Origin of the sequence: Ornithinimicrobium sediminis (assembly GCF_021272345.1) — a bacterium.
GTDB lineage: Bacteria > Actinomycetota > Actinomycetes > Actinomycetales > Dermatophilaceae > Ornithinicoccus > Ornithinicoccus sediminis_B.
Genome location: NZ_JAJSDQ010000003.1, coordinates 234570 through 252853, shown reverse-complemented (window position 1 = coordinate 252853; position 18284 = coordinate 234570). Strand labels below are relative to the sequence as shown.

Annotated in this window: 19 protein-coding genes and 2 tRNA genes; 12 read left to right on the top strand and 9 right to left on the bottom strand. The window is 69.2% G+C overall.

Going from position 1 to position 18284, the window contains the following annotated elements; all coding sequences use genetic code 11:
• Positions 1–421: 421 nt before the first annotated feature.
• The 11 genes from dnaN (at position 422) to LVO85_RS08940 (ending at position 11101) form a co-directional block, all read left to right on the top strand.
• Positions 422–1555, top strand: coding sequence for a DNA polymerase III subunit beta (gene dnaN / locus LVO85_RS08990; protein ID WP_232747087.1), 1134 nt, complete (start codon positions 422–424; stop codon positions 1553–1555).
• A 52-nt stretch (positions 1556–1607) separates the two neighbouring features.
• Positions 1608–2675 (top strand): phosphogluconate dehydrogenase (NAD(+)-dependent, decarboxylating), encoded by a 1068-nt coding sequence (gene gnd / locus LVO85_RS08985; protein ID WP_232747086.1) that lies wholly within the window; start codon positions 1608–1610, stop codon positions 2673–2675.
• Positions 2676–2697: 22 nt separating this feature from the next.
• The gene (locus LVO85_RS08980; RefSeq protein WP_232747085.1) at positions 2698–3918 is read left to right on the top strand and encodes a DNA replication/repair protein RecF; all 1221 of its coding nucleotides are present in this window, start codon (positions 2698–2700) and stop codon (positions 3916–3918) included.
• Positions 3915–4478 (top strand): DUF721 domain-containing protein, encoded by a 564-nt coding sequence (locus LVO85_RS08975; RefSeq protein WP_232747084.1) that lies wholly within the window; start codon positions 3915–3917, stop codon positions 4476–4478. Before LVO85_RS08980 ends, LVO85_RS08975 begins: the two co-directional genes overlap by 4 nt.
• Before the next feature lie 243 nt (positions 4479–4721).
• Positions 4722–6803 (top strand): DNA topoisomerase (ATP-hydrolyzing) subunit B, encoded by a 2082-nt coding sequence (gene gyrB, locus LVO85_RS08970; RefSeq protein ID WP_232747370.1) that lies wholly within the window; start codon positions 4722–4724, stop codon positions 6801–6803.
• A gap of 69 nt (positions 6804–6872) precedes the next feature.
• Entirely contained in the window at positions 6873–9422 is a 2550-nt protein-coding gene (gene gyrA / locus LVO85_RS08965) for a DNA gyrase subunit A (protein WP_232747369.1), read from the top strand.
• Positions 9419–10159 carry a DUF3566 domain-containing protein gene (locus tag LVO85_RS08960; protein ID WP_232747083.1) on the top strand — a complete coding sequence of 247 codons (741 nt, stop codon included), beginning with the start codon at positions 9419–9421 and terminating at the stop codon, positions 10157–10159. Before gyrA ends, LVO85_RS08960 begins: the two co-directional genes overlap by 4 nt.
• 107 nt (positions 10160–10266) lie before the next feature.
• Positions 10267–10343: transfer RNA gene (locus LVO85_RS08955), tRNA-Ile, on the top strand.
• A 43-nt stretch (positions 10344–10386) separates the two neighbouring features.
• Positions 10387–10515 carry a DLW-39 family protein gene (locus LVO85_RS08950; protein WP_232747082.1) on the top strand — a complete coding sequence of 43 codons (129 nt, stop codon included), beginning with the start codon at positions 10387–10389 and terminating at the stop codon, positions 10513–10515.
• Positions 10516–10545: 30 nt separating this feature from the next.
• Positions 10546–10618: transfer RNA gene (locus tag LVO85_RS08945), tRNA-Ala, on the top strand.
• Between the two features lie 261 nt (positions 10619–10879).
• Positions 10880–11101 (top strand): hypothetical protein, encoded by a 222-nt coding sequence (locus LVO85_RS08940; RefSeq protein ID WP_232747081.1) that lies wholly within the window; start codon positions 10880–10882, stop codon positions 11099–11101.
• 399 nt (positions 11102–11500) lie between these two features.
• Here the strand turns inward: LVO85_RS08940 and LVO85_RS08935 are convergent, their stop codons facing one another.
• Genes LVO85_RS08935 through LVO85_RS08925 form a run of 3 tightly spaced genes read right to left on the bottom strand, consistent with a single transcriptional unit; the run spans position 11501 to position 12271 of the window.
• A complete protein-coding gene (locus tag LVO85_RS08935; protein WP_232747080.1) occupies positions 11501–11680 on the bottom strand; it encodes a hypothetical protein in 180 nt (59 codons plus the stop codon).
• Positions 11649–12053: a hypothetical protein gene (locus LVO85_RS08930; RefSeq protein ID WP_232747079.1), complete on the bottom strand. Its 405-nt coding sequence runs from the start codon at positions 12051–12053 to the stop codon at positions 11649–11651. The genes LVO85_RS08935 and LVO85_RS08930 overlap by 32 nt, the downstream gene beginning before the upstream one ends.
• Positions 12054–12112: 59 nt before the next feature.
• Positions 12113–12271 carry a hypothetical protein gene (locus tag LVO85_RS08925; protein WP_232747078.1) on the bottom strand — a complete coding sequence of 53 codons (159 nt, stop codon included), beginning with the start codon at positions 12269–12271 and terminating at the stop codon, positions 12113–12115.
• Positions 12272–12502: 231 nt separating this feature from the next.
• Here LVO85_RS08925 and LVO85_RS08920 point away from each other — a divergent pair, with 231 nt between their 5' ends.
• The gene (locus LVO85_RS08920; protein ID WP_232747077.1) at positions 12503–13501 is read left to right on the top strand and encodes a type IV toxin-antitoxin system AbiEi family antitoxin; all 999 of its coding nucleotides are present in this window, start codon (positions 12503–12505) and stop codon (positions 13499–13501) included.
• A 669-nt stretch (positions 13502–14170) separates the two neighbouring features.
• On the opposite strand, the gene LVO85_RS08915 is transcribed toward LVO85_RS08920, so the two are convergent.
• The 6 genes from LVO85_RS08915 to LVO85_RS08890 form a co-directional block, all read right to left on the bottom strand.
• Positions 14171–15250 carry a site-specific integrase gene (locus tag LVO85_RS08915; RefSeq protein ID WP_232747076.1) on the bottom strand — a complete coding sequence of 360 codons (1080 nt, stop codon included), beginning with the start codon at positions 15248–15250 and terminating at the stop codon, positions 14171–14173.
• 477 nt (positions 15251–15727) lie between these two features.
• Positions 15728–15976 carry a helix-turn-helix domain-containing protein gene (locus LVO85_RS08910; RefSeq protein WP_232747075.1) on the bottom strand — a complete coding sequence of 83 codons (249 nt, stop codon included), beginning with the start codon at positions 15974–15976 and terminating at the stop codon, positions 15728–15730.
• A 252-nt stretch (positions 15977–16228) separates the two neighbouring features.
• Positions 16229–16615 (bottom strand): VOC family protein, encoded by a 387-nt coding sequence (locus LVO85_RS08905; protein ID WP_232747074.1) that lies wholly within the window; start codon positions 16613–16615, stop codon positions 16229–16231.
• A complete protein-coding gene (locus LVO85_RS08900) occupies positions 16612–16896 on the bottom strand; it encodes an ArsR/SmtB family transcription factor (RefSeq protein WP_232747073.1) in 285 nt (94 codons plus the stop codon). The genes LVO85_RS08905 and LVO85_RS08900 overlap by 4 nt, the downstream gene beginning before the upstream one ends.
• Before the next feature lie 40 nt (positions 16897–16936).
• The gene (locus tag LVO85_RS08895; RefSeq protein ID WP_232747072.1) at positions 16937–17653 is read right to left on the bottom strand and encodes a hypothetical protein; all 717 of its coding nucleotides are present in this window, start codon (positions 17651–17653) and stop codon (positions 16937–16939) included.
• A gap of 30 nt (positions 17654–17683) precedes the next feature.
• Positions 17684–18259, bottom strand: coding sequence for an NYN domain-containing protein (locus tag LVO85_RS08890; protein WP_232747071.1), 576 nt, complete (start codon positions 18257–18259; stop codon positions 17684–17686).
• Between the last annotated feature and the right edge of the window lie 25 nt (positions 18260–18284).

The window sequence follows — 18284 nt, the reverse complement described above, 5'->3', positions numbered from 1 at the left end:
ACGATATGTCACGTGTCCGCCCGGAGTCGGCGGCGTGCACACGGCCTGGGGACAACCTGCGCGCAGAGGCGGTCCGGATGCGGACAAGCCGGTGGTCCGGCGTCAACTGCCTGTGGAGGGACGCCGGCGCTCCCCAGGCACCGTGCTTCGTCCACCGCCGCCCTCCACCCCCTGTGCACACCCCGATCGCACCGGGCGACCTGCGCCGGGACGAGGTTGTCCACTCCGTCCACAGCCCCTACGACGATGACGAGTCCTCATCATCCCGGGATCCCGTCCCACGTCCCTGGGGACAACCGCCCGGACGGCGTGAACCACAAGAACGTCCACGGGTTGGCGGGGCAGCGGCTCACGGCTAATGTCATCCTTCACCTGTGGTCCGAGGACGGGCCGAGTCCGTGACGATGCGAAGAGGGCTGACGTGAAGTTCCGTGTAGAGCGCGACGTGCTCGCCGAGGCCGTGGCCTGGGTCGTGCGCGGCCTGAGCAGCCGCCCGCCCGTGCCGGTCCTGGCCGGTGTGCGCCTCCAGGCCGACGAGGAGGGCACCCTCACGCTGTCCGCCTTCGACTACGAGATCTCCGCCACGGTGACCGTCGAGGCCGACGTCGCCGAAGGTGGCACGGTGCTGGTCCTGGGCAAGCTGCTCGCCGACATCTCGCGCAACCTCCCGGCCAAGCCGGTGGAGATCTCGGCCGAGGGCACCAAGGTCCAGCTGTCCTGCGGGTCCAGCCGCTTCTCGCTCATCCAGATGCCGGTCGCCGACTACCCCAACCTGCCCTCGCCGGCGGAGTCCAGCGGGACGATCCCCGGGCCGGCCTTCACCCAGGCCGTCGCGCAGGTGTCGGTGGCCGCCGACCGCGGCGACACCCTGCCCATCCTCACCGGGGTCCGTGTCGAGATCGACGGCGACAAGGTCACCATGCTGGCCACCGACCGCTACCGCCTGGCCATGCGTGAGCTCACCTGGCACCCCTCCTCGCCGGAGGCCTCGCACGTGGCGCTCGTCCCGGCCCGCACCCTCTCGGAGACCGCCAAGGCGCTCGGTGCGGCCGGCTCCATCGACGTCGCCCTCGGAGACGCCGACCACGGCGACGGGCTCATCGGCTTCGAGGCCGGTTCCCGGCGGGCCACCACGCGGCTGCTGGACGGGGAGTACCCGAAGGTCACCTCGATCTTCCCCTCGAGCGTGGACACCGTTGCCGTGATGCACACGGGCACGCTGATCGAGGCGGTGCGCCGGGTCGCCCTGGTGGCCGAGCGCAACACGCCGGTGCGGCTGCGCTTCACGGATGGTCAGGTCGCGATCGAGGCCGGCACGGGGGACGATGCACAGGGCAGCGAGGCCATCGAGGCGTCGCTGACCGGACCGGAGATCGAGAGCGCGTTCAACCCGCAGTTCCTCCTCGACGGACTCGGGGCACTGGGCACCGACTACACCCGGATGGCCTTCACCCAGCCGTCACGACCGTGCGTGATCTCCGGTCAGGCCGAGTCGGAGGGTGACTCCGACGAGACCTACCGCTACGTGTTGATGCCGGTGCGCTTCGCGGGATGAGGTGCCCGGCACCGACCACCGACACGCACGACGACACCGAAAGGGACGGCAGATGCAGCTCGGAATGATCGGTTTGGGGAAGATGGGCGGCAACATGCGCGAGCGGCTGCGCCGCGCAGGCCACGAGGTCCTCGGCTACGACCTGGACGAGAGCGTCCGGGACGTCGACAGCCTGGAGGACATGGTCAAGGCGCTGGAGGCGCCCCGCGTCGTGTGGGTGATGGTGCCCCACGGCGGTCCCACCCACAGCACCGTGGAGGCGCTCGGCGAGCTGCTCGACGAGGGCGACATCGTGGTGGAGGGCGGCAACTCCCACTTCACTGACGACGAGCGGCACGACGCGGAGCTGGCGGCCAAGGGCGTCGGCTACGTCGACTGCGGTGTCTCCGGCGGCATCTGGGGGCTGGACAACGGCTACGGCCTGATGTGCGGTGGCCGCCCCGAGCACGTCGAGCAGGTCATGCCGATCTTCGACGCGCTGCGCCCGGAGGGCCCGCGGCGCGAGGGCTTCGTGCATGCCGGCGACGTCGGAGCCGGTCACTACGCGAAGATGGTGCACAACGGCATCGAGTACGGCCTGATGCACGCCTACGCCGAGGGCTTCGAGCTGCTCACCGCCAAGGAGATCGTCAAGGACGTCAAGGGCTGCTTCGAGGCCTGGAGCCGCGGCACGGTGGTGCGCTCCTGGCTGCTGGACCTCCTGGTCAACGCCCTGGAGGACAACCCGGGGCTGAAGGGCATCGACGAGTACACCACCGACTCCGGGGAGGGCCGCTGGACCGTGCAGGAGGCGATCGACCACGCCGTGCCCATGCCGGTCATCAGCGCGGCGCTGTTCGCCCGGTTCGCCTCGCGCCAGGAGAACTCCCCGGCGATGCAGGCGGTGGCCGCGCTGCGCGGCGAGTTCGGCGGGCACCACGTGCGCATGCTCGAGGCCGAGCTCGAGGAGGGCCAGGAGGAGGTGCACGAGGGCGCGGAGCCCAAGGGCGACGGCGAGCGGACGCCGCCGTCGGGGCACCGCGAGGAGGAGGCGGACGAGGCCGGTCCGTCGTCCGGGGCGGGCGCGACCGACGACCCCACCGGGCCCACCTCCGGCTCCGGCGAGGCCGACAAGACCTGAGCGCCGGCATACCGGACCCCCTGTGCACCTGACGAGCCTGTCCGTCACCGACTTCCGCAGCTACCCGAGTGTCACCGTGGACCTCGGCCCCGGGGTGACGACCTTCCTGGGACGCAACGGACAGGGCAAGACCAACCTCGTCGAGGCTGCCGGGTATGTCGCGACGCTGGCCAGCCACCGGGTGGCCCAGGACGCCCCGCTGGTGCGCTTCGGCTCCACCTCGGCGGTCGTGCGGGCCGAGGTCGTGCGGGACGGGCGCACCTCGCTGGTGGAGCTGGAGATCGTGCCCGGGAAAGCCAACCGCGCCCGGCTCAACCGGTCGGCGCTCACCCGGCAGCGGGACGTGCTCGGCACGCTGCGCACGGTGCTCTTCGCGCCGGAGGACCTCGCCCTGGTCAAGGGCGACCCCTCGGAGCGGCGCCGCTTCCTGGACGACCTGCTCGTGGCCCGCCAGCCCCGCTGGGCCGGGGTGCGTGCCGACTACGACAAGGCGCTCAAGCAGCGCAACGCCCTGCTGAGGTCGGGCGCCGCGCTGTGGCGCGACCCACGCTCCTCGCGACGGCGTGCGCCGGCGCCCCGGCTGGGCCCCGGGGAGTCGCTGGAGGACGCCCGGGAGTCGGCGCTGTCCACCCTCACGGTGTTCGACGCGCACCTGGCGCAGGTCGGTGCCGCCCTCACCTACGCCCGGCTGCGCCTGCTGCGTGACCTGGGGCCCTACCTGCAGGACGCCTACCGCACCATCAGCGACGCGGACACGCCCGTGCTCGCGACCTACCGGTCCTCCCTGCACGCGGAGGTCGCCGAGGCCCTGGCCCAGGGGCAGGTGCCAGAGCAGGAGGAGCTCGGGCAGGCGGTGCTCGCGACCATCGAGCAGGTGCGCCGCCAGGAGCAGGAGCGCGGGGTCAGCCTCGTCGGGCCGCACCGCGACGACGTCGTGCTCTCGCTCGGTGACCTGCCGGCCAAGGGCTACGCGAGCCACGGTGAGTCCTGGTCTATCGCCCTCGCGCTGCGGCTGGCCGCGTTCCGCCTGCTGCGCACCGACCTCGGCACCGACCCGGTGCTCGTGCTCGACGACGTCTTCGCCGAGCTCGACAGCGGTCGCCGCAGGCGGCTGGCGCAGCTCGTGGCCGACTGCGAGCAGGTGCTCATCACGGCGGCGGTGCCCGACGACGTGCCTGCGGAGCTGGTCACCGGCGCGGTCTTCGACGTGGCCGACGGCGCCGTCACCAGGCGGGCGTCGTGACGACACCACCGGAGGACGGCCGGGGGGCCGAGGGGCTGCCGCCGCACGAGGCCGAGGAGGCCGACCCGCTGGCGGCGGCGCGGGACGCTGTGGCACGCGCCCGACGAGGCGCCCGCGAGCGTGGCTTCCGGCCGGGCCAGGCCGCCCGGTCGGCCGGGCAGGGCAGGGGGCTGCACCAGCGGCGCAGCCCCACCGGCCAGGGCGGCCGCGACCCGCAGGCCCTCGGCGACGAGCTCGACCGGCTGATGTCCGCCCGCGGGTGGGAGGCGGACCTGCAGGTCGGGTCCGTCGTGGGCCGGTGGCCGGCGATCGTGGGATACCAGGTGGCCGCCCACGTCACCCCGGTGGCGTTCGAGGGCACGGTGCTCACCGTGCAGGCCGACTCCACCGCCTGGGCCACCCAGATGCGCCTGCTCGTCAGCTCCGTGCTGACCCGGATCACCGCCGAGGTCGGTGCGGAGGTCGTCACGAGCATCGTCGTGAAGGCTCCCGGCGGGCCCAGCTGGCGCAAGGGACCGCTGCGCTCGCAGGGTCCCGGACCGCGCGACACCTACGGCTGAGACGGTCCCCGCGGACCGCCGGCACCCGGATCCGGCAGAGGCGGCTGTGGGCCGCTGAGCCCCTCGGGTCCATGGTGGACCGTGGACCGTGGTGTCTCCTGGGCTGAAATCGCCGTCCGAAGGCTGTGGATGGCACGTTCGGGGGTCGCGGACCGTTAAACTAGAGGCCTGCCATCCCCCTGCCGAAGGAGCCCCGTGCCCGAGAACACTGTCGGACCCGAGGACCACCCATCCACACCGGCGATGCCGGAGCTGCCCGAGGCGACCGTCCCGGAGGGGGCGCCGGACTCGCTGGCGACCGCACCGGCATACGACGCCAACGCCATCCAGGTCCTGGAGGGGCTGGAGGCGGTGCGCAAGCGCCCGGGCATGTACATCGGGTCCACCGGCGCGCGGGGTCTGCACCACCTGGTGTGGGAGATCGTCGACAACTCCGTGGACGAGGCGCTGGCAGGACACGCCGACCACATCGAGATCGTGCTGCGCGCCGACGGCGGGGTGCAGGTCGTCGACAACGGCCGCGGCATCCCGACCGACATGCACCCGGTGGAGCAGAAGCCCGCGGTGGAGGTCGTCATGACCGTCCTGCACGCCGGCGGCAAGTTCGGTGGCGGAGGGTATGCCGTGTCCGGCGGGCTGCACGGTGTGGGCTCCTCGGTGGTGAACGCGCTGTCCGAGCGGCTCGACGTGGAGGTGCGCCAGCGCGGGCACGTGTGGCGCCAGAGCTACCGGCTCGGGGTGCCGCAGGCCCCGCTGTCGATGGACGAGGAGATCCCCGCCGACGAGACGGGCACGGTGATCGTCTTCTGGCCGAGCCCCGACATCTTCGACACGGTCGACTTCGACTTCGAGACGCTGCGGGCGCGCTTCCAGCAGATGGCCTTCCTCAACAAGGGCCTGACGCTCACCCTCACCGACGAGCGCACGGTGCTCGAGGAGGACCCCGACGCCGTGGACGAGGACCTCGTCGACGGGGCGGTCGTCGACGCCGACGGGCCCCACGTGGCGGTCGGCGGCACGGGGCGCACGGTGACCTACCGTTACGACAACGGCCTGCTCGACTACGTGACCCACCTCAACCGCTCCAAGCGCAGCGAGCCGGTGCACGAGGAGGTCATCGCCTTCGAGACCGAGGACACGACGCGGATGTTCTCCCTCGAGGTGGCCATGCAGTGGACCGGCTCCTACACCGAGTCGGTGCACACGTATGCCAACACCATCAACACCCACGAGGGCGGCACGCACGAGGAGGGCTTCCGGGCGGCGCTGACCCGCATGGTCAACGACTTCGCGGTCAACAACAGGCTGCTGAAGGACAAGGACCCCAAGCTCACCGGTGAGGACATCCGTGAGGGCCTGACCGCGGTGATCTCGGTCAAGCTCGGCGAGCCGCAGTTCGAGGGCCAGACCAAGACCAAGCTCGGCAACTCCGAGGTGCGCGGTTTCGTCATGAAGGCGATGACGGACGAGTTCGGCCACTGGCTGGAGACCCACCCGCGGGAGGGCCGCGAGATCGTCGGCAAGTCGGTGCAGGCGGCCGCGGCGCGGATGGCGGCCCGCAAGGCCCGCGAGGCCACCCGGCGCAAGGGGCTGCTGGAGTCGGGCGGTCTGCCCGGCAAGCTGCGCGACTGCCAGTCCAACGACCCGACCATCTCCGAGGTCTTCATCGTCGAGGGCGACTCCGCCGGTGGGTCGGCCGTGCGCGGCCGCAACCCGCACAACCAGGCGATCCTGCCGATCCGCGGCAAGATCCTCAACGTCGAGAAGGCCCGGCTGGACAAGATCCTGGCCAACCAGGAGGTCAAGGCGCTGATCTCGGGCCTGGGCTCGGGCATCGGCGAGGACTTCGACATCACGAAGGCGCGCTACCACAAGATCGTGCTGATGGCCGACGCCGACGTGGACGGCATGCACATCCGGACCCTGCTGCTCACGCTGCTGTTCCGGTTCATGCGTCCGCTCATCGAGGCCGGCTACGTCTACCTCGCCCAGCCGCCGCTCTACCGCATCAAGTGGTCCAACCATGAGCACGAGTTCGCGTTCTCCGACCGCGAGCGCGACGTGATGATCAAGGCCGGTCTGGCGCAGGGCCGGCGGCTGCCCAAGGAGACCGGCACCCAGCGCTACAAGGGCCTGGGTGAGATGGACTACCGGGAGCTGTGGGAGACCACGATGAACCCGGACAGCCGGGTGCTGCTGCAGGTGACGGTCGAGGACGCGGCTGCCGCGGACGAGATCTTCTCGGTGCTGATGGGTGAGGACGTCGAGTCGCGACGGTCGTTCATCCAGCGCAATGCCAAAGACGTTCGCTTTCTCGATATCTAAGGACTCGCGTTGACCGACAACACTCCCGCCATCACCGACCGCATCGAGGCCGTCGACCTCAACGCGGAGATGCAGCGCAGCTACATCGAGTACGCGATGAGCGTCATCGTCTCCCGTGCGCTGCCCGACGTGCGCGACGGCCTCAAGCCGGTGCACCGGCGCGTCATCTACGCGATGTACGACGGCGGCTACCGCCCCGACCGCGGCTACAACAAGTGCGCGCGCGTCGTCGGCGACGTCATGGGCCACTACCACCCGCACGGTGACGGGGCGATCTACGACGCCCTGGTGCGGCTGGTCCAGGACTGGTCGATGCGCTACCCGCTGGTCGACGGCCAGGGCAACTTCGGCACCCCCGGGGACGACCCGGCCGCTGCCCCTCGCTACACCGAGTGCCGGATGGCCGCGCTGGCCATGGAGATGGTCCGCGACATCCACGAGGAGACCGTCGACTTCGGTGACAACTACGACGGCAAGACGCAGGAGCCCCAGGTCCTGCCGGCGCGCTTCCCCAACCTGCTGGTCAACGGCTCGGCGGGGATCGCCGTGGGCATGGCCACGCAGATCCCGCCGCACAACCTGCGCGAGGTCGCCGAGGGCGTCCAGTGGCTGCTCGACCACCCGGAGGCGACCCGCGAGGAGCTGCTCGAGGCGCTCATCGAGCGCATCAAGGGCCCCGACTTCCCCACCGGCGCGCTGATCCTCGGCCGTCGGGGCATCGAGGAGGCCTACCGCACCGGGCGCGGCTCGGTCATCATGCGCGCGGTCGTGGAGGTGGAGGAGATCCAGGGCCGGCAGTGCCTGGTCGTCACCGAGCTGCCCTACCAGGTCAACCCCGACAGCCTGGCGAAGAAGATCGCCGAGCTGGTCAACGACGGCAAGCTCGGCGGCATCGCCGACCTGCGCGACGAGACCTCCGGTCGCACCGGCCAGCGCCTGGTCGTCGTGCTCAAGCGCGACGCCGTGGCCAAGGTGGTCCTCAACAACCTCTACAAGCACACCCAGCTGCAGCAGAGCTTCGGCGCCAACATGCTGGCCCTGGTGGACGGGGTGCCGCGCACCCTGCCGCTGTCCTCGTTCGTGCGGCACTGGGTCGACCACCAGATCGAGGTCATCGTCCGGCGCACGACCTACCGTCTGCGACGCGCCGAGGAGCAGATCCACATCCTGCGGGGCCTGCTCAAGGCGCTGGACGCGCTCGACGAGGTGATCGCCCTCATCCGGCGCAGCGCCACGGTGGAGGACGCGCGCGAGGGTCTCATCGAGATGCTCGAGATCGACGAGCTGCAGGCCCGCGCGATCCTCGACATGCAGCTGCGCCGGCTGGCGGCGCTGGAGCGGCAGAAGATTATCGAGGAGCACGACCGCCTCGAGGCGATGATCATCGACTTCCAGGACATCCTGGACCGTCCCGAGCGCCAGCGGCAGATCGTCAGCGACGAGCTGGCCGAGATCGTCGAGAAGTACGGCGACGAGCGCCGCAGCCGGATCGTGCCCTTCGACGGCGACATGTCGATGGAGGACCTGATCCCGGAGGAGGACGTGGTCGTCACGATCACCCGTGGTGGCTACGCCAAGCGCACCAAGGTCAGCGAGTACCGCCCGCAGCACCGGGGCGGCAAGGGCCGACGTGGGGCGGCGCTGCGTGCCGACGACGTGGTGGGCCACTTCTTCACCACCTCGACGCACCACTGGCTGCTCTTCTTCACCAACCTGGGGCGGGTCTACCGGGCCAAGGCCTACGAGATCCCCGAGGGCGGGCCGACGGGCAAGGGGCAGCACGTGGCCAACCTGATGGCCTTCCAGCCCGGCGAGGAGATCGCCCAGGTGCTGGCCCTGCGCGACTACGAGCAGTCGCCCTACCTGCTGCTGGCCACCCGCAACGGGCTCGTCAAGAAGACACGGCTCTCCGACTACGACTCGCCGCGCTCCGGCGGGCTCATCGCGGTCAACCTGCGCGACGGTGACGAGCTGGTCAGCGCCGGCCTCGCGAGCGCCGAGGACGACGTGCTGCTCGTGTCGGTCAAGGGCCAGTCGGTGCGCTTCACCGCCACCGACGAGGCGCTGCGCCCGATGGGCCGGGCGACCTCCGGGGTGACCGGCATGAAGTTCCGCGGTGAGGACCGTCTGCTCTCGATGCAGGTCATCGCCGAGGGCACGGAGCCCTACGTGTTCGTCGTGTTCGAGTCCGGTATGGCCAAGCGGACCCCCGTGACGGCATACCGGCAGCAGGGTCGCGGCGGTCTGGGCATCAAGGTCGCCAAGGCCACCGACCGTGGTGGCGACCTCGTTGGGGCTCTCACCGTGGAGGACGGTGACGAGGTGCTGGTCGTGATGGAGCGCGGCAACGTGGTGCGCTCGGCGATCGACCAGGTGCGCGTCACCGGCCGGGACACGGCCGGTGTCATCTTCGCCACCCCGGGCAAGGGCGACTCCATCGTGGCCGTCGCACGGAACGCCGAGAGCGAGCTCGCCGAGGCCGTCGAGGCGCTGGAGGTGGAGCAGGATGCAGCATCTGAGGGGGATGATGGCGTACCGTCGGAGGCACGGGTGTCGCCCGACGACGCCCCGGAGCGGTCCGACGCACCGCCGGAGGCTGGCACAGGAGGCGACGAGTGAGCACCACGGAGCACGACACCGGCGCCCGCGCGCCCGGGTCGGAGGACGACTCCGACGCCACCCAGCGGCTGAGCCGGCCCGGAGGCCAGCAGGCCAAAGGTGAGTCCGACAGCCGTCGTGAGGAGTCCGGAGACTCCCGTGACGCACGTGCCAAGGCCGCCTCCATGAAGGACGGCGCCATGGCCCGCATCGCCCCCCGGCGTGACCTGGCCTCACGCCGCCCCGGACCGCCCCGCTCCGCCGGTGGCGCGGGGGGTGCCGGGTCTGCGGCGGGTGCCTCGGCCGGCAGCGGACGCACCCGGTCCCAGGGCGGCACGCCCCCCGGGACCCGCGGCACGCGACCGCCGCGGCAGCGCCGCGCGGTCGGCCCGCGGCGGGTGCGCCTGACGGTGCAGCGCATCGACCCCTGGTCGGTGATGAAGATCTCGTTCCTGGTGTCCGTGGCGCTCGGCATCGCCGGGGTGGTCGCGGTCGCCGTGCTGTGGACGGTGCTCAGCGGCATGAACGTCTTCGCCACGCTCAACGAGTTCATCATCGCGGTCACCACAGGTGAGGACTCCGCCTCCACGTTCGACCTCATGGACTACCTCGGCTTCGGTCGTGTCGTGTCCCTGGCGGTCGTCTTCGGCGTGGTCAACGTCATCCTGCTCACCGCCCTGGCGACGCTCTCGGCCTTCCTCTACAACGTCTGCACGGCGCTCGTCGGCGGGATGCACCTGACGCTGTCCGACGAGTGACCACCGGTGCGCCACCGCATACCGGCCCGGTTTGGTGGGCCGGTCCGCGGTGGGGTAACGTCATGCGTCGCACGACCGGACCGTCCAGCGGGCCGGCGGCAGCACGCGGGCCTATAGCTCAGTCGGTTAGAGCGCTGTCCTGATAAGACAGAGGTCACTGGTTCAAGTCCAGTTAGGCCCACCACCCGCCTCACTCAACGGCGGCCGAGAGCCACCAGGAGGAAAGCATGAAGGGACGACTCCTCGTCATCACCGCTGCGGCCCTGGCGGCCCTGGCCGCCCTGAAGAAGCAGCAGGACGCCCAGGCCGAACGGGACCTGTGGGCCGAGGCGACCGACACCGTCGACGACACCTGAACAACGGCTGACCGCGCTGGTCAGCCCCTCGGGGCCATGGCGCAACTGGTAGCGCACCTGCTTTGCAAGCAGGGGGTTAGGGGTTCGAGTCCCCTTGGCTCCACCGCAGGTCAGAGGCCCTTTTCGTTTGTCGGGAGGGGCCTTCCGACACCCCGATACCCCGATACCCCAGCAAAGTACTGCAGCAAACACGTCAATCATGGGTCTGACCTGCAGGTATGTGGTCAGGAGCGGTTCCCGGGAGGGGCCAGATCCCGGGTTTGCAGGCGTTGGCGAGCTCCTCGAGCACATCGGTGAGAAGGACGTGTAGGGGCCGCGCCCCAGGCGTGTCGCTGTGGTTGGCGCTAGAGGCTACGCTGCGGCCATGTCTGAAGCTCGCAACTCGGGGGGCTCCACCGCGGCTACCCTGACGCTCTTCATCGTGATCACGTTCATGATGATTCTGCTCGCCACGACGACGGACTGGAGCAGCCTCGTCAGGTTGCCTTTGTCGATTGCCGCAGGCTTTGTGGCCGCGTTCCTCGTGCGTCGGTTCATGACCCCACGGGACGACGTGCAGAAGGCAGGGCAGGCGGTCGGGAACTGAGTCCTACGTCCCGTGCCTGTCAGAGCTATGTTCCCTCTGCCGGACGATCACCCAGCTGCCCGCCCGGCTGGCAGAGGGCATCGCGCGTCGCCTGGGACGAGACTTGGGAGTAGACCTCCATCGTCAGGACGATGCGGCTGTGGCGCAGCACCGCCATCGCCACCCGAGGGTGCACGTCGAGGGCCACGAGGAGGCTGGCGCGGGTCCGACGTGTCGCGTGGACGGGGATGGACGGGCACCCCGGCCTTCTCTGCTCGCAGCTTGAAGTCGCGGTGGAAGTTGCGGGGGTCGACCGGGTCGCCGAGCCGTGTTGTGAGGACCATGCCACAGCCGCCCCAACATGTCGCCGGCCGCTCCCGGACCCACGACCTCGTGGCGAGGCCCGACCCTTGGGATAACTCACCTGCGTCGAGCCGGTGAGTCCGGCCCCTCGGTGGTGGCCATGGTTGCCTCGTCGCGGCGGTAGAAGCGGACCAGCGTCAGCACCCGAGCGATGGACTCCATCAGGAGGAACCCGAGGAGTCCCGCCACGGCGATACGGAAGACCTCACGGTCGGGCAACAGGTCGTCCTCGGCCACGATTGATCACCAGCAACAGCCCCAGGGTGAGGAACGACGCGATGCCGTAGCGCAGGATCACGCCCTGGTGTGCGGGCACCGCAGCGACGTAGGTCGCGCGGGCACGGTAGGCCCCGAACACGTAGCCGGCGACCGCGCCGACGAGCGCGGCGACCGCGTGCCCTGGTGCGCGCTCGAGGTCGGTAACCAGCAGTGACCCGACCACCACGACAGCGACCAACGGCTCCAGCAGCTGCATCCGGAGGGTGCGGAAGCGCTCGCTCGGCTGCAGCTCGATGTTCGGGTCGGCCCTGACGATCTGGTTGCCCGCCCGGCCCTCCCGCACGATGAGCACCAGGATGACCAGCAGGATGATGAGGGAGATGTTCTCCATGAAGTGCGCTCCTGAGGGTGAGGCTGCACCGTGCGTGGGCCTCGGGAGGCTTTGCCTACCTACCGGCCGGAGGGGTTGGTGAAGCGGTAGCCGCGGCTCTTGTAGTAGGTGATGATCCGCTGGACGCTGTAGACGGTGTTCTGGCGGTAGTCACCCGGTGCCCCGTCATGCATGAGGACGTTGGGGTGGTAGGCCACGGGGCTGGTAGCGCGGGACACGATGGACCGCTGGAACGAGGCACTGAGGGACAGCGGGACACGATGGACCGCTGGAACGAGGCACTGAGGGACATCGGGGTCTGTCAGTCGCGGGTGTCCCGGGGCCACGTGACCACGCTAGCGTTCGAGCACCGGACCGTCGCCGCGGACGGGGCCCACCCACAGCCGTTTCAGTCTTGGGTGAGTTTCAGTTAAACTGAAACCTGCATTTGACTGAAAGTGAGGAGACTCATGGAGCAGGGCGTGCTGCAGGACGTCCAGTCGATCCTCGCCGCCTTCGGCGTCAAGTCCAGGTGGCAGGCGCAGCGCGGAGAAGCCGAAGTCGACTTCGTGGCGACACTCACTCGCGGCACCAGCAGTCAGAAATACGCGGTCATGATCAAACGGCAACCCACGCTTGCATCCGTTGCCACGGTTGCCAACTCTTGGCGCTCCCTGCCGCTCCTCGTCATTGGTGTGCGCATTAGCCCTCAAAGCGCAGCTGCGTTCCGCGAAGCTCACATTCAGTACGTCGACACTGGCGGCAACGCATATTTGGACTTTGGGGACGTATACATAGAAGTACGGGGGCAGGTCCAAAAGAAAATAAATGATGGTCAAGGCCACTCCGCTCAAACGGGGACGAACCTCTTCAGTGCTCGTCGTGCCCAAGTGATATGTGCCCTTCTGACCCGCCCAACCCTTGAACAAGCACGCTTGCAGGACTTAGCTGATGCGTCCGGCGTGTCCATTGGACTCGTGCACGATACTCTCAGCCAACTTCAGAAAGCCGGTTTCATCGGCAACTCGGGACTTCGGCGATCGGGAGATTTGCTGGAACTTTGGGCGGCCGCCTACTCCACGGGACTTGGACCAACGCTCGCGTTGGATAGTTTTGTCGGCGACCCGTCGCCCGCCCATGTGCTGGGCACCGACATGTGGGAAATGCCCGCTGTCAGCGGCGAGGCCGCCGTGAGTACCTACTTGGGTCGCCAAAGGACTCTGACCATCTACGTAGACCAATTCGATCCTTCACTTGCTATCGTGAATAGGTGGAGGCGCGATCCGGAGAAGCATCCCAACATATTCGTAAGACGCCGCTTCTGGGGCGGCGAACTGGAAATCGGGCAGCATGACCTGAAGGGTCAACAACTGGCGCCTTGGCCCATCGTCTACGCCGATCTTCTCGCTAGCGGTGACCCTCGATTGGCCGAGGTCGCCAAGGAGTGGCGAGTGGCGCATGAAGCCTGACTTCAGTCGATGTGAGCCGGGCCTCCTACACTTGCCCGATAGGGTCGTCGAAGATCTTTTGGAGAAGTCGCAGGGCCTGAGTGCCGACCGGATAATGCTGGTGGGGGCCCGCTGTCGAGATGTGATCCACAGTGCACTAGGCCACGTCGAGGGCCTCGCCCTTACGAGTGACCTTGACATAGGCATAATGATTTCCGACTTGGGCGATTACGAAGAAATCGTGCGTCCTTTGGATTCCTCTGGTAAGACGGGAATCCGATACAAGCTTGGCGGCGTGGTCACCGACTTGATGCCTTTCGGTGACGTCGAAGACCCAGTCGGAATGGTGACGCCGCACGGGCGAGGCGAGCCACTAAGTGTCTGGGCATTTCGTGAGGTGTTTGCAGGATCGATGCCCTTGGTCCTGCCGAGCGGAATTGAAATTCGGATCCCGGCGGTCGAGGGATACGCAGCGCTAAAACTTGCAGCTTGGTTGGACCGACATGCCTACGGTGAGTTTAAGGACGCGCGAGATCTAGCGACGTGCGTTCACTGGTATGCCGAGTCAAGCGCCGTGGGGTCTCTGCTCTATGACACGGCAGCCGGAATCCAAGCACTGACCAGATACGACATGGACGTCAGGCAGGCTGCGGCACACATTCTCGGTGTTGACATCGCCACTCACGTCGGTCAACAGCGAGTCGACGAATTGAATGACAGGTGGCCTGGATCTAAGGATGACCTGATTGCCGAGTTCATTCTGGACACCAGTGTTGGAGCCTGGCCCAGTGATTTAGGACGGCGTGATGAAATTCTGGTGGCTTTGGAGTCTGGGTGGCGCCCCGCTGGCCCGTCTGAGCCGGTGGACGATGCGAGACCCGTGGGTTCCTCCTGACCCCGGTCGAGTAAGGGCTCTTCCACGTCGACACGACTGGGTCGGGGGACGGTGAGCCGAGCACGGCAAGCCCGGAACTTCTCCCAGAGCCAGTGCCTTCCCGCGGCCGCGGGAAGGCACTGCCGTGCCCGTTCCCTCTTACCCGGCTGAGGCCTCCCCCAACCGCCCGCCGAGTTGGCGCAGGGCGTCGCGCGTGGCGTGGGACGAGACTTGGGAGTAGACCCCATGGTCAGCGCGATCCTGCTGTGACGCAGCACCGCCATCGCCACGCGTGGGTGCACGTCGAGCGAGACGAGCAGGCTCGCGCAGGTCCGTCGCGTGGCGTGAACCGGGACGAGAGGGACGCCGGCCTTGCGCGCCCGGGTTTTGAACGCCGTGTGGAAGTTGCGCGGATCGACCGGGTCGCCCAGACGGGTCGTGAAGACGAGGCCGCAGTCGCCCCACATGTCGCCGGCGGCGATCCGTCGCCGATCCTCGTCGGCCCGGTGCCGCTCGAGCGCCTGCACCGCGATGTCGGGCAGGGGCAGCGGCGCGTCCGACGACGGGGTCCTCGTCCGCCGCCGGAGCAACCGGCCGTCGACCCGCTGCACCCGCCAGGCGATGTACGCCTCGCCCCGCTCCAGGTCGACGTCCTTCCACGCCAGCCCAAACACCTCGCCCCGCCGCAGCCCGAGCACGAGGAGCAGCACGTAGGGCGCATACATCGCATCCTTGGCGTCACGGGCCGACTCGAGGAACCGCCGCGCGTCGTCCACCGACCAAACGGCCGATCGCTTCGCCCGGGGCACGGGCACGCGCACGAGCGCGGCCACGTTCCGGTACACGAGCTCCTCCCGCATCGCCTGGGTCAGCGCCCCGCGCGGAGCACCCGCCACGCCTGGTGCACCGTCCACTCCGAGGCGACCTCGTGGCAGCACTGCCCCCGTGCGCAGCACTGCGGATCCGGCCGCGCGGTGTCCTTGCTCTGAAAGCAGCACGGGCACTGCGCCCGCAGCTCGTTGACCCGGGTCCGGACATCGCGGACCGCCAGCTTCTCGAGCTTGAGGTCCCCAGGTCGGGGACGATGTAGAGCCGGGTGAACGTCTCGTAGTTGCTCGCGGTGGCCGGTGACAGCCCGGGGCGGACGGTCCCCTTGAGCCACTGCTCCAGGAAGTCGCGCAGCTTGGCGGGACCGGGACGACCGAGCCACGCCGTGCCCGCTCGTGCAGACGCAGCCACTTCTCATGGACCTCGGCCCGGGTCTGCCCATAGACCGACTTGCGCTGCCGCCGGCCCGCGGGAGTGTGATCCACACATGCGCTGCGAGCCGTCCCGGTACGGGTAGATCGACCCCTCCATGTTGGCTCGCCTGCTCACGGCCAGTCCGCCTCCGCCTCGGCGGCCCGCATGGCGACGTACTCGTCGACCCACGCCGGCAGGATGCGCCGGGACCCGCCGTCCTTGAGCAAGCGCAGGTCGCCGCTGATGCACATCATCCGCACCTTGGTCGGTCCGTAGCCGAGCATCTCCGCGACCTCGGACACGGTGTACCACCGCCGCTGGATCAGGCCGATAGGCGCCTTCCGCCGCTGCTCCGGACTTCCGCTTGCCATCGTTGACATGTCCACTCCCTTCGTCAGGGAGCGACCTCCAGAGGCCAGATCCCGTGCGGACCAGACAGGTGCTCGACCGTCCCGTTGGATAATCCACCGGACGACGAACCGGCCTTGCAAGCAGGGGGTCAGTGCGGTCGCCCTCGTGCAAGCCGAATGGGCGCAGCAGGCCGACCGCCGCGCCCTACATGGCAGAGTCGTTCTGGCGTTCGGCCGGGTGCTGGGTCCTGGAGCGCGGTGCCGCTTGGTCCAACGTGACGGTCAAGGCACCGAGGCGATCTGGATGAGGTTGCCACACGTGTCGTCCAGCACGGCGATGGTGACCGTGCCCAGGTCAGTGGGCTCCTGCACGAAGGTCACGCCGAGTCCGCTCAGGCGGGCGTGCTCCGCGTGGACGTCGTCCACCGCGAAGGAGGTGAACGGTATGCCGTCGGCGACCAGTGCCTCCTTGAACGGCCCCACCGCCGGGTGGCTGCTGGGCTCCAGGACGAGCTCCGGGCCCTCTGGGTCGTCGGGTGAGGCCACCGTGAGCCAGCTGACCTCGCCCATGGGGATGTCGGTGCGCTTCTCGAAGCCGAGTACCTCGGTGTAGAACGCGAGGGCCTGGGCCTGGTCGTCGACGAAGACGCTGGTCAGGTTGATCTTCATGGCTGCTCCTCGGGTGGGGCGGGCCAGCGCTCGGCGATGGCCCGTAGGGGGGTGGTGTGCAGATGGTGGAACTTGTAGCGGCCCTGGCGACGGCTCGAGACGAGGCCGGCCTCCTCGAGGACGGCGAGGTGCTGGGAGACTGCCTGCCGGGAGGAGCCGAGCCCGTGCCGCGTGCTCAGGCGCGAGCAGATCTCGAACAGGGTCTGCCCGTCGCGCTCCTGGAGCTCGTCCAGGATCACCCGACGCGTGTGGTCGGCGAGTGCACGGTAGAGGTCACCCACCCCGCGACCATAGGCAAGCGAAAACTTACCTGTCAAGTGGTCATGGGGAGACGTCCCTCGTCTCGCCGTCACGCAGCTCCACCACGAAGTCGGGGACGAACTGGGCGGCACCGGCCCACGAGGTGGCGAAGAAGCCGTCCTCCACCAGGGCGGGACGGCGCCTGCCGTCGACCAGGACCACGGAGACCCCGCTCACCTCGGGCCCGACCCGTCCCGTCACGATCGTGCGGTAGCCGCCCGGACCCACGTCGACAGGGTAGGTCCAGCTCTGGTCGTAGACCAGGCCGTCGTCCTCCGGCTCGGTGACGTAGTCGTCCTTCCAGTAGGTCGTCACGGCCGCGTCGTCCGCGCCCGTGAGGTCGCAGACGGAGATGCTGCCCTGGTCGACGACCACGAGGAAGAACCGGTCCGACCGCTGCTCCCTCAGCAGCACCTCCAGCGTCACCGGATCGGCCGACCGCTCCTCCACCTGCCGGGCGGCAGCCTCCAGGCAGGCCCGGGTCGCCTCCCCGGGGTCCACCGGCACCCGGGTGGGGCCTGGGGCGGCGTCGGTGGTCTCGTCCTCCGCGTCCGGTGACGGAGGGCTCCACGGGTCGGCCATCACGACGACGGCGCCGATGGCCAGCAGGCCGGCCCCACCGGCCAGGGCCCACCGCAGGGCCCGGGTGCGGGCGGCACGGACCGCCTGCGGGTCGGCGCCCTCGACCGGGTCCGGCGACAGCGGTCCGGAGCCCCACGGGTCCGGTGGCGTGGCCATGAACGACCTTCCTGTCCAGGCGCCCGGAGCCTAGAGGAAGTCCAGCGGGTCGAACTCCTCGATCGGGATGATCCGCAGGCGCGGCAGGCGGGTGTTGAAGGCCTTGGCGTCGTGCTCGAGGTCGAAGAACTCCATCCCGCGCGCCTCCAGGGCGGCGAAGCCGTGGTTGCGGAACTCCTCGAAGGCCATCAGGCCGACCCGGCGCTCCCCGTCCACCAGCGGGTCCATCTGATCGACGAAGTCACCGTCGTGGCTGACGAGCATGACGTCGGCCGCGCGGTCCTGGATGGCGGCCAGGGTGCGGATGATGGCCATGTCGACGACCTTGTCGTCGCCCGAGCCGGACAGCGGCACGGTGGCGTAGCCGATGGCGCGCAGCGCCTGGACGAAGGCCATGGGCAGGCCCGAGGAGGCGTTGAGGAAGAACAGCCCCTTGGCCGGCTGCTCCCACTGGCCCTCGGCGAAGGTGAGCAGCCGGTCCCAGCGAGGTCGCTCCTCGGGGTGCGGCCGGCGGCTCAGGATGGAGTTGCCGATCGTCGCGTCGATGTTCTCGCCGTCGACCAGCAGGTAGGTCAGCCGCTCCGGTGCGGGCGTCTCCGTGCTCATCAGGGTCCTTAGCTCGATACCACCG

Excerpts from the sequence above, each read along its gene's own strand:
- gnd (WP_232747086.1), top strand. The coding sequence starts at position 1,608 with ATGCAGCTCGGAATGATCGGTTTGGGGAAGATGGGCGGCAACATGCGC.
- gyrB (WP_232747370.1), top strand. The coding sequence starts at position 4,722 with ATGCCGGAGCTGCCCGAGGCGACCGTCCCGGAGGGGGCGCCGGACTCG.
- gyrA (WP_232747369.1), top strand. The coding sequence starts at position 6,873 with ATGCAGCGCAGCTACATCGAGTACGCGATGAGCGTCATCGTCTCCCGT.
- LVO85_RS08950 (WP_232747082.1), top strand. The coding sequence starts at position 10,387 with ATGAAGGGACGACTCCTCGTCATCACCGCTGCGGCCCTGGCGGCCCTG.
- LVO85_RS08940 (WP_232747081.1), top strand. The coding sequence starts at position 10,880 with ATGTCTGAAGCTCGCAACTCGGGGGGCTCCACCGCGGCTACCCTGACG.
- LVO85_RS08930 (WP_232747079.1), bottom strand. The coding sequence starts at position 12,053 with ATGGAGAACATCTCCCTCATCATCCTGCTGGTCATCCTGGTGCTCATC.
- LVO85_RS08920 (WP_232747077.1), top strand. The coding sequence starts at position 12,503 with ATGGAGCAGGGCGTGCTGCAGGACGTCCAGTCGATCCTCGCCGCCTTC.
- LVO85_RS08910 (WP_232747075.1), bottom strand. The coding sequence starts at position 15,976 with ATGTCAACGATGGCAAGCGGAAGTCCGGAGCAGCGGCGGAAGGCGCCT.
- LVO85_RS08905 (WP_232747074.1), bottom strand. The coding sequence starts at position 16,615 with ATGAAGATCAACCTGACCAGCGTCTTCGTCGACGACCAGGCCCAGGCC.
- LVO85_RS08895 (WP_232747072.1), bottom strand. The coding sequence starts at position 17,653 with ATGGCCACGCCACCGGACCCGTGGGGCTCCGGACCGCTGTCGCCGGAC.
- LVO85_RS08890 (WP_232747071.1), bottom strand. The coding sequence starts at position 18,259 with ATGAGCACGGAGACGCCCGCACCGGAGCGGCTGACCTACCTGCTGGTC.